Below are 13,764 nucleotides of genomic sequence, written 5' to 3'. Positions count from 1 at the left end.
GGGTGGCTGGCCGCGGGTCTTACCAGTCGAGTCCGAAGGACAGCTTGAAGGTGCGTGTCGGCCAGAGTATGCCGTTGCCCGAACGCTGCCCGAAGTTCGGGTTGGCCACGCCCGGGGCGCCGCGCCAGTCGTCGAAGTCCGTCCAGTTGCTCCAGTTGAAGGCATTGATCAGATCGGCACGCACCTTGAGCTTCAGGTCGCTGCCGGTGTCCCAGACCTTCTGGATCGCGACGTCGAACTGCTTGAAGCCGATCGTTTCCGAACGCTCGTAGGGATCGAAGAAGCAGTTGTCATTGCTGATCGCGTCGTAGCAGTTGGTCGCGCTGCGCGGCGTCGGCGACTCCAGGATCAGCTTGGCCGACAAGGTGATGTCCCAAGGCAGACCATAGATGCCCGCCGCCACCAGGCGATGCTTCGGTACCCCGTTGGACAGGTAGAAAGTGTCGCCGACATCCGGATAGTCGAAGACATAGGTCTCGCCATTGGACGAACTGAGCCGGTTCTCCGTCGCATCGCTGTAGGTATAGGCCACCGTCAAGCCCCAGGGCGATTGTTCGGTGTACGGCTTGTCGATCGACAGCAGCAGGGAGTTGAGCTTGGTCTCGATGCCGTTCTGGCCGAGGATCAGGCTGCCGTACCCCGGGATGGCCTGGCCCCAGGGCTGGCGGCCCCAGGTCGCGTTCGGGAACGCCGGGTCACGGAAGCCGCCGTTCGGATAACGGTTGCCGAGGCGGAAATAGATGCCTTCCTTGGAACGGATGTGGGCCAGGGAGATCGAAGTGTTCCAGTCATTGCCCCAGGCGGTGAAGATGTTGCGCATGCCGATGCTGATCTGATCGGAATATGGCGTTTCCAGGTCGTTCCTGATGAGGTTGACCTCGCCGCCCGCCGTCGGATTGGCTGCCGCGAACGCCGCCAATCCCTCCGGCGTCATCAATGCCGGATCGAACGGAATGCAGGTCGGGCTCGGGTTGCACGGATGGTTCACATCCGGGAAGTTGATCGTGTACGTGGTGAAGGCGCCGGCATAGAACTCGCGCGCGGTGTAGTCGAACAGGTTGCGGTCATAGGACCGCCCGACGCCGCCGAAGAACACGTGGCGCTGGTCTCCGTAGAGGTCGTAGGAGAAGCCAAGGCGCGGGGCGAAGTTGTTCTTGTCGCTCTTGCGGTTGCTGCCGTTGCTGATGTAGTCCTCGACGTCGTAGTCGGTATTCTGGATGTTGGTCCAGCCACGCAGGGCACCGACGATCGCAGGATCGAGCACGTAGTCCGTGTAGGCACCCATGTCCTCGTAGTCCCAGCGGACGCCCAGGTTCAGGGTCAGCTTTTCGTTGACCTGCCAGTCGTCCTGGACGTAGATGCCGAACTGCTTGTTGTCGGACTTGATGAACGGCGTGCGCCCGACGCGCGAGGTCGTGTATTCGATCCGGTAAGGCTGGCCGGGGTTGACCTGCACGTCGTAGATGTAGCGCGGGTTCGGCGGGAACTGCTGGAACGCGGTGAGCTCGATGTCCTTGTACTTGAAACCCGCCTTCAGCGTGTGATTCTCCCACCCGTACCAGGTGAAGTCGTTCTGCAGGCCCCAGCCCTCCTGGCCCTTGTCCTGGAAGCTGGCGCCACCGCCGGTATTGAGCAGCGTGATGTCGCCATTGTTGGCCAGGTTGCGGGCCGTATAGCGGACGATCGGGGCGTTCACCAGCGGCGAGGGGTTGTAGGCCGATTCCTCGAACGTGAGGTGCGCGTCGTTCATCCAGTCCGTCGCCGAGTACAGCGAGCGCAGGTCATAGCGCTTCTCGTCGTTGTTCAACGCGGTGGCCGCCTGGACCGCGTTCACGCCGCCGACATCGAGGATGCCGACTTCCTCGCGTATGCGCGCGGAGAACTCGACCAGGTGCGCGTCACTGGCCTGCCAGCTCAGCTTGCCGAAGTAGACGTCCTGATCGAACGGCCGGCTGGTCGGCCCGTACTGGGCGAGGATGTTGGCGGGAATCGCCACGTGTCCGGCGCTGTTCGGCCGCGTGACCATCTCGGGAACGACGAAGTCCTTGGCTTCGTAGGTCACGAAGAAGTGCAGGCGGTCGCGGATGATCGGGCCGCCGAAGGCGACGCCGTACTGCTCGGTGCGCTCGGGACTTTTCCTCCCCGCCGCCGCCTCGCCCGGGCTGGCCTCGCGCCAATCGTCGCTGTAGCGATCCCAGATGAAGCTGCCGGAAAAGTCATTGGTGCCCGAGCGGGTCACGGCGGTGACCGCCGCGCTGCTGATCTGATCGTACTCGGCCTTGTAGTTCGAAGTGATGACCTTGTACTCGCCGATGGCGAGCTGCGGGAAGGGGTTGCCGCGGCTGTCGTCCTGGCCGGTGATGCCGCCGGGCGTGACGTAGTTCTTCTGGCCGACACCATCGATGAACACGTTGATCTGGCTGGCGCCCTGCGCGCCGCTGCGCAGCTGCGACTCGTTGCCGTTGCCGCTGGTGATGAAGCGCATGCCCGGCACGGTATCGGCGAACGCCAGGAAGTTGCGCGAGTTCTGCGGCAGCAGTTCGATCTGCTTCTGCGACACGTAGGTCGCCACTTCCGAGGTCTTGGTCTCCACCAGCATCGGCGCGGTCACGCTGACGGTGTCGAGCGTGGTGGCGTCGCCGGGCGCAGCCGTCGTCGCGGGGGCGCCGGTGAGGTTGAACGTCGCGGTCTGGCCCACCTGCAAGGTCACCGCCTCCGTGCGCGACTGGCCGCCAGAGGTCAGCACGATGCGGTAGGTACCCGGCGGCAAGCCGCCGATGTTGTAGCTGCCGTTGCTGGCCTGGACCGTACGGGTCAGGCCGGTATCCACGTTGGTGACGGTGATCGTGGCATCGCTGGCGGCGCTGCCGCGCAGCGTGGCCGAAGTCGACTGCGCCAGCACGGCCGGTGCGGCCAGCGACAGGCAGCTGGCCAGCGCGCAAGCCAGCAGGCGGCGGTTGTATCGCGGATTGTTGCGTTGGTGCCTCATGACGCTCCCTCCCGGGGGATTGATCGAATGGAGTTTTTTTCTGTTTCTGTAAACGGTTACAGCCCAGGGCAAAAAAATTCCGGCCTCAGTGGCCGTTGTCGTCCCGCGACGCCGCGCTGGAGGCGCGCACGATCAACTCGGGCACCAGCACCCGCGAAACCGGTTCGGCCGGCTCCCTGCCCTCGATGGCTTCCAGCAGCATCTGCATGGCGCCGCCGCCCAGCCCGGCAATGTTGACCTTCATCGTGGTCAAGGTCGGATGAACGAAGCGCGCCAGCGGGATGTCGTCGAAACCGGCCAGCGCGATGTCGGCGGGCACGCGCACGCCGGCCTCGCTGAAGGCGTACAGGCAGCCCAGCGCCATCATGTCGTTGGCGGCGAACACCGCGTCCGGGCGCTGCGCCGATTGCAGGATGCGCCGCCCGGCCTCGTAGCCGGAGGCCTCGTCGAAATCGCCCGGAAGTTCCCAAGGCTCGACGCCGGGCGCGCCGGCGCGCAGGGCGTCGCGGTAGCCGCGCAGGCGCTCGCGCGCGTCGAAGTTGTCCTCCGGCCCGCCGATGAAGGCGATGCGGCGGTGGCCGGCGGCGATCAGGTGCTCGACCATCGCCACCGCGCCGCCGTGGTTGTCGATGCTCAGCACCGGGAAGCCGATCTCAGGCGACTGCGCGTTGATCAGCACCGCCGGCAGCGAGGCCGGCAGGTTGTCGACCAGCGCGTCGGGCGTGTCCAGGTACGGCGAGAGCACCAGCAGGCCGTCGACGCGGCCGCGCATCGCGCGCAGCGCCTCGCCCTGCTCGCCGGGATGACCGTGGTAGCTGGACACCAGCAGGTGCTGGCGGCGCGCGCGCGCGACCTGGTCGATGCCGCGGATCAGTTCGGAGAAGAATTCGCCATGCAGGTCCGGCAGGACCACGCCGATGGTCTGGGTGCGGCGGCTGCTGAGGCTGCGGGCGGCGGCGTGCGGCTGGTAGCGCAGGCGGTCGGCGGTGGCCAGCACGTGCTGGCGCACGCCCTCGGCGACGTTTTCATGGCCATTGAGCGCGCGCGAGACCGTGGCGACGGACACGCGCGCCTCGCGGGCGACATCCTTGATGGTGATCGCACTTCGCGCCATCTACCGCCCCTCCGCGGCCATGACTGCCTTCCGGTTGGCGCGGACTGTAAACGTTTCCATGCAGGGATGCAAAGCCCTTCCGACGACGGTCTTTGCGCCTGTGCGATCAACGCCTTGCCGCGGCCCGTGCATGCCGCATCGCAACATCGTCCACGCCGGGGCTTGCCGCCCTACCGCGCCTCGTCCGGCGTTGCCGCCTCGATGGCCAGGGCGTGGACGTCGGTGACCATCATCTCGCCCAGTGCGGCGTAGACGGCGCGGTGCCGGGCCAGCGGCGGCTTGCCGGCGAAGGCCGCGCTGACGATGCGCACGCGGTAGTGGCCGCGGCCGTCGCGCGCGCCGGCATGGCCGGCGTGCAGGTGGCTCTCGTCGATCACGTCCAGCGCGGCCGGCGCCAGCGCCGCCTGCAACGCCGTGCGGATGCGCTCGACGCGGTTCACGGCAGCACCTTACGGAACGGGCGCACCTGCACGCGCTGGTAGACGCCGGCCTCGACGTAGGGGTCGGCGTCGGCCCAGGCCTGCGCGGCCGCCAGCGAGTCGAACTCGGCGATGACGATGCTGCCGCTGAAGCCGGCCGCGCCCGGATCCTCGGCGTCGATGGCCGGGCACGGGCCGGCCAGCAGCAGGCGACCTTCGTCGCGCAGCGCGGTCAGCCGCGCCAGGTGGGCGGGGCGCGCCGCCAGCCGCGCCGGCAGGGCGTCCCCGGCGTCGTATCCTTCGATGGCGTACCACATGGCGTTCTCCCGGCTCCAGGGCAGGCGATTGTACGGAACGCACGCGCCTTGCCGACGCTGGACAGCACCGGCGCCAGCCCGTACCCTGTCGGCACTCGCACGGCCGGAAAGCAGCGGCCCGTCCCCGAAGCGGCTCCCCGCCCTCCTTCCCGACGCCAGATTCGCTGCCCGCACCGCCCGCGCCCGACGACCTCGCTGTCCGCCGCCGCCCCCCTGCGGTGTGCGTTGCTTGTTGCAGTACCCCCTGCGTCTGCCCGCGACGCAGCATCGATGCAGTGCCGCTGCGCCGCCCCCGTCGCGCCCGGTCCTGCATACCCCGGCTTGAATGGCATTACGGCTTTTCCCCAGATGAGTTCCGAACTCGCGCAAGACGCGAATCCGCAAACCCAGCCTTCGCCCCCGCAGCAGCAGGAAATGCCGCTGGCGGTGGTGCATGGGCAGCCGGTGCTGCAGATCCCGCAGGATCTGTACATCCCGCCGGACGCGCTGGAAGTCATCCTCGACGCCTTCGAAGGCCCGCTGGACCTGCTGCTGTACCTGATCCGCCGGCAGAACCTGGACATCCTCGACATCCCGGTCGCCGAGATCACCCGCCAGTACGTGGACTACATCAACGTGATGCGGGAGCTGCGCTTCGAGCTGGCGGCCGAATACCTGGTGATGGCCGCGATCCTGGCCGAGATCAAGTCGCGCATGCTGCTGCCGCGGCCCGTGGCCGAGGAGGGCGAGGAAGGCGACCCGCGCGCCGAGCTGGTGCGCCGGCTGCAGGAATACGAGCGCTTCAAGCAGGCCGCCGAGGACCTGGACGCCCTGCCCCGCCAGGACCGCGACACCACGCCGGTGCAGGCGCACGTGCCGGACCGCGCCGCGGTCAGGCTGCCGCCGCCGGTGGACCTGAAGGAGATGCTGCTGGCGCTGCACGACGTGCTCAAGCGCGCCGAGCTGTTCAGCGGCCACGCGATCAGGCGCGAGGCGCTGAGCGTGCGCCAGCGCATGGGCGACCTGCTGACCCGGCTGGAGGACGGCCGCTTCCACCGCTTCGAGTCGATGTTCACCGCCGAGGAAGGCAAGCTCGGCGTGCTGGTGACCTTCCTGGCGATGCTGGAGCTGGCCAAGGAACAGTTGCTGGACATCGTGCAGGAAGCGCCGCTGGCGCCCATCTACATCAAGTCGCTGGCGCTCAACAACACCAACGAGCCGTTGCAGTTCTCCAGCGAGTTCGACGACAGCGACGCCGCCAACGACGATGCGCAGCGCTAGCCCGCGCACCGCCCGGGCGGCGCCCCGCCATTCCCGCCCCGGCCCGCGCCGGGACGAAGGCTGAACCCCCCAGACACCGGAATCATGGATCAATCCCTCATCAACCGCATCGTCGAGGCCGCGCTGCTGGCGGCCAGCCAGCCGCTGACGCTGGCGCAGCTGCACGGCCTGTTCCCGGAGGACGAGCCGGCGCCGCCGGGCGGCGTCGAGCAGGCGCTGGATCAACTGCGCGAGGCCTGCGCCGAGCGCGGCGTCGAACTGGTCGAGGTGGCCTCCGGCTTCCGCTACCAGGTCAAGGCCGACGTCCACCCCTGGGTGGCCCGGCTGTGGACCGAGCGCAAGACCCGGTACACCCGCGCCACCCTGGAGACGCTGGCGCTGATCGCCTACCGCCAGCCGATCACCCGCGGCGAGATCGAGCAGGTGCGCGGCGTGGCGGTCAGCAGCAACATCATCCAGGCGCTGGAAGAACGCGAATGGATCCGCGTGGTCGGCCACCGCGACGTGCCGGGCAAGCCGGCGCTGTTCGGCACCACCAAGACGTTCCTGGACTACTTCGGCCTCAAGCGGCTGGACGAACTGCCGCCGCTGTCGGAGCTGAAGGACATCGGCGAGCTGGAGCCGCAGCTGCCGCTGGACGACGTGCCGCTGCCAGCCGGCATCGCCGCGATGGACGCGGTCGCCGACGGCGGCGCCGACACCCCGGAAGCCGGGAGCGCCGAGGCCACGGCGGCGGCCGATGCCGGCGAACCGGGTGACGGCGGCGAAGACGCGAACGACGACGACGCGGACGCATCCGCCGGCGACGCCCCGGCCACGCCGCAGGACGAAGACGGCATCGCCGGCATCGACGACGCCGGCGACGAAGACGACGAAGACGACGAAGACGACGAAACACCCGCGCCGCCACCGGCCATCGCCGGTTCCGGCGCGCCCCACGACGACAACCCTACCCCACGACAAGATGACGACGCCGCCGATTCCGAACAGGAAAGCCGGGCATCGTCGGAGCAGAAACAATGAGCAACACCCCCCGCAACAAACTGTCGCTGAAGCGCGACGCCGCCGAAACCACCGAGACCAGCGGCAAGCTGGAAGAGCGCCTGCACAAGGTGCTGGCGCAGGCCGGCCTGGGATCGCGCCGCGCGCTGGAGCAGCGCATCGCCGACGGCCTGGTCAAGGTCAACGGCGAGGTCGCGCAGACCGGCATGTCGGTCAAGGGCGGCGACCGCATCGAGATCGACGGCCGCACCTTCGTCGCCAGCGCGCTGACCGAGCCGGCGCGCGTGCTGATGTACAACAAGCCCGAGGGCGAGGTGACCACCCGCGAGGATCCCGAAGGCCGCCCGACCATCTTCGATTCGCTGCCCGCGCTCAAGGGCGCGCGCTGGATCGCCATCGGGCGCCTGGACATCAACACCACCGGCCTGCTGCTGCTGACCACCGACGGCGAGCTGGCCAACGCGATGATGCACCCGTCCTACGAGGTCGAGCGCGAGTACGTGGTGCGCGTGCGCGCGCCGGAAGGCCAGGAGACCGTGCCGGACAACATCGTCGATCGCCTGGCGCGCGGCGTCGCGCTGGACGACGGCCCGGCCAAGTTCGACGAGATCGAGAAGATCGGCGGCACCGATTCGCACGACTGGTTCCGCGTGGTGGTCAAGGAGGGCCGCAACCGCGAGGTGCGCCGGCTGTGGGAATCGCAGGGCTGCCAGGTCAGCCGCCTCAAGCGCACCCGCTACGGCAAGATCTCGCTGCCGCAGCCGCTGCTGCGCGGCCAGTCGCAGGAACTGTCCGACGCGCAGGTGCAGGCGCTGCGCAAGGAACTGGGCCTGGAGGACGGCGCGCCGGCCGCGCTGACCCTGCAGCCGGTGATCGGCCAGCGCAAGGCGGCCAAGTCCACCGTGCACGTCGGCGGCGGCCGCGGTGCCGGCCATGCCTACGTCAACGGCCACAACACCGCCGACGAGGGCCGCGAGCTGCGCCGCTTCGACCACGTGCGCGAGGATCGCGGCCGTGGCGGGCGCGGCAGGAAGCCGCACGGCGGCCTGACCGTCAGCGGCGAGGCCGCCGCCAAGCAGTCGCAGAAGCCGTTCAAGCAACGCAAGGAAAAGGGCCCCAGGCCGCTGCCGGAAGGCAACCCCGCCGCGTTCCGCACCTGGTACGTGCCGGAAGGCGTCGATACCGGTCCGACCGGCCACCGCAACGCCGGCCCGAAGAAGCCCTACGGCGGCAAGCCGGGCGGCCGTCCGGGCGCCGCGGGTCGTCCCGCGGGCGGCGGCGGCAAGCGCACTGGCTCGCCCTATGGCGAACGCGGCCAGGGCGGCGGCTTCGGGGGCGGTTTCGACGAGCGCGGCCCGCGCGGCGGCGGACAGGGCGCCGGCAAGCCGCAGCGCGCGGCCCGTCCCTACGGCCATCCGGGCAACGCGCCGAGCTTCCCGTCCGATCACGCCAATCCCGGCTTCAGTCCGTATGGACAGCAGCCGCGCGGCCCGCGTCCGCAGGGCCGTCCGGGCGGCGGCAACCGGCCGCAGCACGCCGGCCCGCGCCCGGGCGGGCGACCGGCCGGCGGGCGCGGTCCTTCCGGCCGCCCCGGCGGCTCTCGCGGCCCGCGCGGCGGACAGGGCTGAAGCGAATGAAGGCAGGGGCGCGATGAGCGCTCTTGCCGTTTCCGGCGCCAGCATCCTGCGAGATTCCATCGGCACGACGTCGTGGCCCGCACCGCCATCGCGACGCCGCCTTCCCTCGTCCGCGCGCGCCGCGATTGAGCAGGATCAAGGACAACCCGCGGCGGTTGGCTAGAATGGCCGCGGTTCGACACAAGGTCCCCCTCCCTCATGTCCTCTGCTTTCGGCACCGAGACGGTGCTCGAGGTCCGCCACTGGACCGACGCCTACTTCAGTTTCACCACCACCCGCGACGAAGGTTTCCGCTTCGACAACGGCCAGTTCGTGATGATCGGCCTGCAGGTGGACGGCAAGCCGCTGCTGCGCGCCTATTCCATCGCCAGCGCCAACTGGGAAGAGCGGCTGGAGTTCTTCAGCATCAAGGTCCAGGACGGCCCGCTGACCTCGCGCCTGCAGCACATCAAGCCGGGCGACGAAGTCATCGTCGGGCGCAAGCCCACCGGCACCCTGCTGATCAGCGACCTGCACCCGGGCCGCAACCTGTACCTGCTCGGCACCGGCACCGGCCTGGCGCCGTGGCTGTCGATCATCAAGGATCCGGAAACCTACGAGCGCTTCGAGCGCGTGGTGCTCTGCCACGGCGTGCGCAACGAAGCCGACCTGGCCTACCGCGACTATTTCGAGAAGGAACTGCCGCAGCACGAGTTCCTCGGCGAGACCATCCGCGAGAAGTTGCTGTACTACCCGGCCGTCAGCCGCGAACCGTTCCCCAACCAGGGCCGACTGACCGACCTGATGGCCAGCGGCCAGATGATGCGCTCGCTCGGCATCGAGCCGCTGGATCCGGAACACGACCGCGCCATGATCTGCGGCAGCCCGCAGATGCTGGCCGACTTCCGCGCCCTGCTCGACGGGCGCGGCTTCGTCGCCGCACCGCGCATCGGCACGCCCGGCAACTACGTGTTCGAACGCGCCTTCGTCGAGAAGTAGATCCCGCCACGCCCATGCCGGAGCGGGAGCCCAGGGCTCCCGCTCAACCGGCCAGCGCGGCGCGGATTTCCCCGGCCAGGCTTTCGGGCCTGCGCACCGGTGCGTGGCGGGCGATGACCCGGCCATCGCGGCCGACCAGGAACTTGGTGAAATTCCACTTGATGGCGCCGGTGCCGAGCAGCCCGCGCCGCTGCGCGCGCAACCAGCGCCACAGCGGGTGCGCATGCTCGCCGTTGACCTCGACCTTGGCCGACATCGGGAAGCTCACCGCATAGTTGAGCGCGCAGAAGCTGCGGATGCCGGCTTCGTCCTCCGGTTCCTGGTGGCCGAACTGATCGCAGGGAAACCCCAGCACCACCAGCCCGTCGTCGCGGTGTTCGCGCCAGAGCTTTTCCAGGCCGGCGTACTGCGGAGTGAAACCGCAGCGCGAGGCGACGTTGACGATCAGCAGCACGCTGCCGGCGAAGTCGGACAGCGGCAGCGGGTTGCCGTCGATGCCGGTGGCGGTGAAATCGAAGGCGGTGGTCATGGCGGAATCCGGCTGCGGCGTCCCCGGAAGACTAACCCGGCCCGGGTCCACCGCAGTTCGCATCGCGCACGCCGCTCGCCCATGCCTTTCGTCATGGTCCCGCCCTGCGGCCTTGGGTTACCCTTGCTGGTCCATATCTAAGGAATCAGCGCTACATGACCACCCGCCTAGCCCTCGCGCTCGCCGCGACCCTTGGACTCGCCATGCCCGCCTATAGCCATGCCGCCCCGGCCACGTCGCAGACCGCCCAGGCGGCCAATCCGTTCTTCGCCGAGAGCCCGCTGCCGCTGCACTATCCGCAGTTCGACAAGATCAAGGACAGCGACTTCGCCCCGGCCTTCGACGCCGGCATGGCGCAGCAGCTGAAGGAAGTGGAGGCCATCGCCAACAACCGCGCCAAGCCCACCTTCGAGAACACCATCATCGCGCTGGAGAAGAGCGGCGACATCCTCGACCGCGCCACCACCGTGTTCTTCGCCCTGGTCGGCGCCGACACCAACGACGCGCGCAACAAGCTGCGCAGCGACTACGCGCCGAAGTTCGCCGCCCACGGCGACGCCATCAACCTCAACGGCAAGCTGTTCGCGCGCATCCAGGCGCTGTACGACCAGCGCGACAAGCTGGGCCTGGACGCCGAGGGCGTGCGCCTGATCGAGCGCTACCACACTCAGTTCGTCCGCGCCGGCGCCAAGCTGTCCGACGCCGACAAGGCCAGGCTGAAGGAAATGAACGGCGAACTGGCCCGGCTGGGCAGCCAGTTCAGCCAGAACGTGCTCGACGAGGTCAATGCTTCGGCGCTGGTCATCGACGACGCCAAGGAGCTCGACGGCCTGACCGAGGCGCAGATCGCCACCGCCGCCAACGAGGCCAAGTCGCGCGGGCTGGAGGGCAAGTACGTGCTGACCCTGCTCAACACCACCGGCCAGCCGCCACAGGCACAGCTGACCAACCGCGCGGTGCGCCAGCGCCTGCACGAGGCCTCGGTCACCCGCGGCGGCAAGGGCGGCCAGTACGACAACCGCGAGATCATCAGCAAGGTGATGAAGCTGCGCGCCGAGCGCGCCAGGCTGCTGGGCTACCCCAACCACGCCACCTATGGCCTGGAGGACCAGACCGCGCGCACGCCGCAGGCGGTCAACGACATGCTCGGCAAGCTGGCCCCGGCCGCCGTGGCCAACGCCAGGCGCGAAGCGGCCGACCTGCAGGCGATGATCGACCGCGAGGGCGGCAAGTTCGAGCTCGCCGCGTGGGACTGGGCGTACTACAGCGAGAAGGTCCGCGCCGACAAGTACAACTTCGACGAGTCGCAGCTCAAGCCGTACTTCGAGCTCAACAACGTGCTGGAGAACGGCGTGTTCCATGCCGCCAACCAGCTCTACGGCCTGACCTTCAAGAAGCGCACCGACCTGCCGGTCTACCACCCCGACGTGGCCGTCTACGACGTGTTCAACGAGGACGGCTCGCAACTGGCGATCTTCATCGCCGACATGTACGCGCGCAAGTCCAAGCGCGGCGGCGCGTGGATGAACTCCTACGTCTCGCAGTCGGCGCTGACCGGCTTCAAGCCGGTGGTCGCCAACCACCTCAACATCCCCAAGCCGCCGGAAGGCGAGCCGACCCTGCTGACCTGGGACGAGGTCACCACCACCTTCCATGAGTTCGGCCATGCGCTGCACGGCATGTTCTCCGACGTGAAGTACCCGTACTTCTCCGGTACCAGCGTGCCGCGCGACTTCGTCGAGTACCCCTCGCAGGTCAACGAGATGTGGGCCGACTGGCCGTCGATCCTGAAGAACTACGCCAAGCACTACCAGACCGGCGCGCCGCTGCCGCAGGAACTGCTGGACAAGGTGATCGCCGCGTCCAAGTTCAACGAAGGCTTCCGCACCACCGAATACCTGGGCGCGGCGATGCTGGACCAGCGCTGGCACCAGATTACCGCCGACCAGGTGCCCGACGCGGCCGGCGTGCTCGACTTCGAGGCCAGGGCCCTGGCCGCCGACGGCATCAACTACCCGCCGGTGCCGCCGCGCTACCGCACCACCTACTTCAGCCACATCATGGGCGGCTACTCGGCCGGCTACTACGCCTACATCTGGTCCGAAGTGCTGGACGCCAACAGCGTGGAGTGGTTCAAGAACAACGGCGGCCTGACCCGCGCCAACGGCGACCACTTCCGCAAGACCCTGCTGTCGCGCGGCGGCAGCGAGGACGCGATGAAGATCTTCCGCGACTTCGCCGGCCACGATCCGAAGATCGAACCGTTGCTGGAGAAGCGCGGACTGACCACCACGCCGACGGCCGACTGATCGGCATCCAGGTGTTCCCATCGCGCCACCTCCGGGTGGCGCGATGTTTTTGGGGACATGCGTTGTGGGAGCGACGTGAGTCGCGACAAGGCTCTACCGATCAAGCGTCGCGACTCACGTCGCTCCCACAGTTCGCCAAGCCTCCCGCGCCGGCTTCTCGCCGCCTATACGCCCGCGCTCCCACACTGCCGGGCATGCCGGCATTCCCCTCCGACGATCTGATCGTGCTGCGCCCGGAAGGGCTGTACTGCCCACGCGGCGACTTCCACATCGACCCGTGGCGGCCGGTGTCGCGCGCGGTGATCACCCACGGCCACGGCGATCACGCGCGCATCGGCATGGGCGAGTACCACTGCTGCGAGGATTCGCTGCCCATCCTGCGCTGGCGGCTGGGCGAACAGCGCTACACGGCCTACGAATACGGCCAGCCCTTCGTGCTCGGCGATGCGCGCGTATCGCTGCATCCGGCCGGCCACGTGCTCGGCTCGGCACAGGTGCGCATCGAATGCGGAGACGAGGTGTGGGTGGCCTCGGGCGACTACAAGCGCCAGCCGGATCCGACCTGCGCGCCGTTCGAGGTGGTGCCGTGCGACACCTTCATCACCGAGGCGACGTTCGGCCTGCCGGTCTACCGCTGGCCGGACACCGCCGAGGTGGTCGCCGACATCGTCGACTGGCGGCGGCGCTGCGCCGCGCGCGGCGAGGCCGCCCTGCTCTACTGCTACGCGCTGGGCAAGGCGCAGCGCGTGCTGGCCGAGTTGCGCGCGCACGACGATGAGCCCCCCGTACTGCTGCATGGCGCGGTCGCCGCCGGCGTCGACGTCTACCGCCAGGCCGGCGTGCCGATGCACGGCAGCGTGCGCGTGTCCGAGCAGGACAAGGGCGCCGACTTCGCCGGCCGGCTGGTGCTGGCGCCGCCGTCGGCCGCGGGCAGTCCCTGGATACGCCGTTTCCGCCGCGCGCAGCAGGGATTCGCGTCGGGCTGGATGCGCATCCGCGGCAACCGCCGCCGGCGCAACTACGATCGCGGCTTCGTCGTGTCCGATCACGCCGACTGGCCGGATCTGCTGCGCACGATCCGACAGACCGGCGCGCGCCGCGTCATCGCCACCCACGGCAGCACCGATGCGCTGATCCGCGCGCTGCGCGAACAGGGCATCGCCGCCGAGGCGTTCCGCACCGACTACGGCGGCGAGGAATGATCCACCGC

11 protein-coding genes are annotated in these 13,764 nt (G+C 68.9%); 6 read left to right on the top strand and 5 right to left on the bottom strand.

Translation table 11 applies throughout. The annotated features are described in order from the left end of the window. Nucleotides 1-19: 19 nt before the first annotated feature. The 4 genes from AAG688_RS08835 to AAG688_RS08820 all read right to left on the bottom strand — a co-directional run bounded on the left by AAG688_RS08835 (nt 20) and on the right by AAG688_RS08820 (nt 4,839). Nucleotides 20-2,989 (bottom strand): TonB-dependent receptor domain-containing protein, encoded by a 2,970-nt coding sequence (locus AAG688_RS08835; protein ID WP_411831891.1) that lies wholly within the window; start codon nt 2,987-2,989, stop codon nt 20-22. 85 nt (nt 2,990-3,074) lie between these two features. Then, on the bottom strand, nt 3,075-4,103 hold the full coding sequence (locus tag AAG688_RS08830; RefSeq protein WP_411831890.1) for a LacI family DNA-binding transcriptional regulator: 1,029 nt from the start codon (nt 4,101-4,103) through the stop codon (nt 3,075-3,077). Nucleotides 4,104-4,273: 170 nt separating this feature from the next. Continuing rightward, nucleotides 4,274-4,543, bottom strand: coding sequence for a BolA family protein (locus tag AAG688_RS08825; RefSeq protein WP_411831889.1), 270 nt, complete (start codon nt 4,541-4,543; stop codon nt 4,274-4,276). After that, nucleotides 4,540-4,839, bottom strand: a complete 300-nt coding sequence (locus tag AAG688_RS08820) for a YciI family protein (protein ID WP_411831888.1) — start codon at nt 4,837-4,839, stop codon at nt 4,540-4,542. The genes AAG688_RS08825 and AAG688_RS08820 overlap by 4 nt, the downstream gene beginning before the upstream one ends. Before the next feature lie 348 nt (nt 4,840-5,187). On the opposite strand from AAG688_RS08820, the gene AAG688_RS08815 reads away from it, so the two are divergent. The 4 genes from AAG688_RS08815 to AAG688_RS08800 all read left to right on the top strand — a co-directional run bounded on the left by AAG688_RS08815 (nt 5,188) and on the right by AAG688_RS08800 (nt 9,716). Then, a complete protein-coding gene (locus AAG688_RS08815) occupies nt 5,188-6,099 on the top strand; it encodes a segregation and condensation protein A (RefSeq protein ID WP_411831887.1) in 912 nt (303 codons plus the stop codon). An 84-nt stretch (nt 6,100-6,183) separates the two neighbouring features. Beyond that, nucleotides 6,184-7,122, top strand: a complete 939-nt coding sequence (scpB, locus tag AAG688_RS08810; RefSeq protein WP_411831886.1) for an SMC-Scp complex subunit ScpB — start codon at nt 6,184-6,186, stop codon at nt 7,120-7,122. Further along, a complete protein-coding gene (locus tag AAG688_RS08805) occupies nt 7,119-8,729 on the top strand; it encodes a pseudouridine synthase (RefSeq protein ID WP_411831885.1) in 1,611 nt (536 codons plus the stop codon). The genes scpB and AAG688_RS08805 overlap by 4 nt, the downstream gene beginning before the upstream one ends. A 207-nt stretch (nt 8,730-8,936) precedes the next feature. Beyond that, nucleotides 8,937-9,716, top strand: a complete 780-nt coding sequence (locus tag AAG688_RS08800) for a ferredoxin--NADP reductase (protein WP_411831884.1) — start codon at nt 8,937-8,939, stop codon at nt 9,714-9,716. 43 nt (nt 9,717-9,759) lie between these two features. Here AAG688_RS08800 and AAG688_RS08795 read toward each other — a convergent pair whose 3' ends face one another. Then, nucleotides 9,760-10,245, bottom strand: a complete 486-nt coding sequence (locus tag AAG688_RS08795) for a glutathione peroxidase (protein WP_411831883.1) — start codon at nt 10,243-10,245, stop codon at nt 9,760-9,762. Between the two features lie 155 nt (nt 10,246-10,400). On the opposite strand from AAG688_RS08795, the gene AAG688_RS08790 reads away from it, so the two are divergent. Next, on the top strand, nt 10,401-12,554 hold the full coding sequence (locus AAG688_RS08790) for a M3 family metallopeptidase (RefSeq protein WP_411831881.1): 2,154 nt from the start codon (nt 10,401-10,403) through the stop codon (nt 12,552-12,554). Between the two features lie 194 nt (nt 12,555-12,748). Then, on the top strand, nt 12,749-13,756 hold the full coding sequence (locus tag AAG688_RS08785; protein WP_411831880.1) for a ligase-associated DNA damage response exonuclease: 1,008 nt from the start codon (nt 12,749-12,751) through the stop codon (nt 13,754-13,756). Nucleotides 13,757-13,764: the final 8 nt, after the last annotated feature.

Source organism: Pseudoxanthomonas mexicana, from assembly GCF_046736355.1.
Classification (GTDB): domain Bacteria; phylum Pseudomonadota; class Gammaproteobacteria; order Xanthomonadales; family Xanthomonadaceae; genus Pseudoxanthomonas_A; species Pseudoxanthomonas_A mexicana_B.
The sequence above is the reverse complement of the archived record's forward strand: the minus strand, read 5'-3'. Positions and strand labels throughout refer to the sequence as shown.

Bases quoted from the DNA above. Each gene is read 5' to 3' on its own strand.
- AAG688_RS08790 (WP_411831881.1), top strand. From the start codon at position 10,401: ATGACCACCCGCCTAGCCCTCGCGCTCGCCGCGACCCTTGGACTCGCC.
- AAG688_RS08795 (WP_411831883.1), bottom strand. From the start codon at position 10,245: ATGACCACCGCCTTCGATTTCACCGCCACCGGCATCGACGGCAACCCG.
- AAG688_RS08805 (WP_411831885.1), top strand. From the start codon at position 7,119: ATGAGCAACACCCCCCGCAACAAACTGTCGCTGAAGCGCGACGCCGCC.
- AAG688_RS08820 (WP_411831888.1), bottom strand. From the start codon at position 4,839: ATGTGGTACGCCATCGAAGGATACGACGCCGGGGACGCCCTGCCGGCG.
- AAG688_RS08800 (WP_411831884.1), top strand. From the start codon at position 8,937: ATGTCCTCTGCTTTCGGCACCGAGACGGTGCTCGAGGTCCGCCACTGG.
- AAG688_RS08835 (WP_411831891.1), bottom strand. From the start codon at position 2,989: ATGAGGCACCAACGCAACAATCCGCGATACAACCGCCGCCTGCTGGCT.
- AAG688_RS08830 (WP_411831890.1), bottom strand. From the start codon at position 4,103: ATGGCGCGAAGTGCGATCACCATCAAGGATGTCGCCCGCGAGGCGCGC.
- AAG688_RS08815 (WP_411831887.1), top strand. From the start codon at position 5,188: ATGAGTTCCGAACTCGCGCAAGACGCGAATCCGCAAACCCAGCCTTCG.
- scpB (WP_411831886.1), top strand. From the start codon at position 6,184: ATGGATCAATCCCTCATCAACCGCATCGTCGAGGCCGCGCTGCTGGCG.
- AAG688_RS08785 (WP_411831880.1), top strand. From the start codon at position 12,749: ATGCCGGCATTCCCCTCCGACGATCTGATCGTGCTGCGCCCGGAAGGG.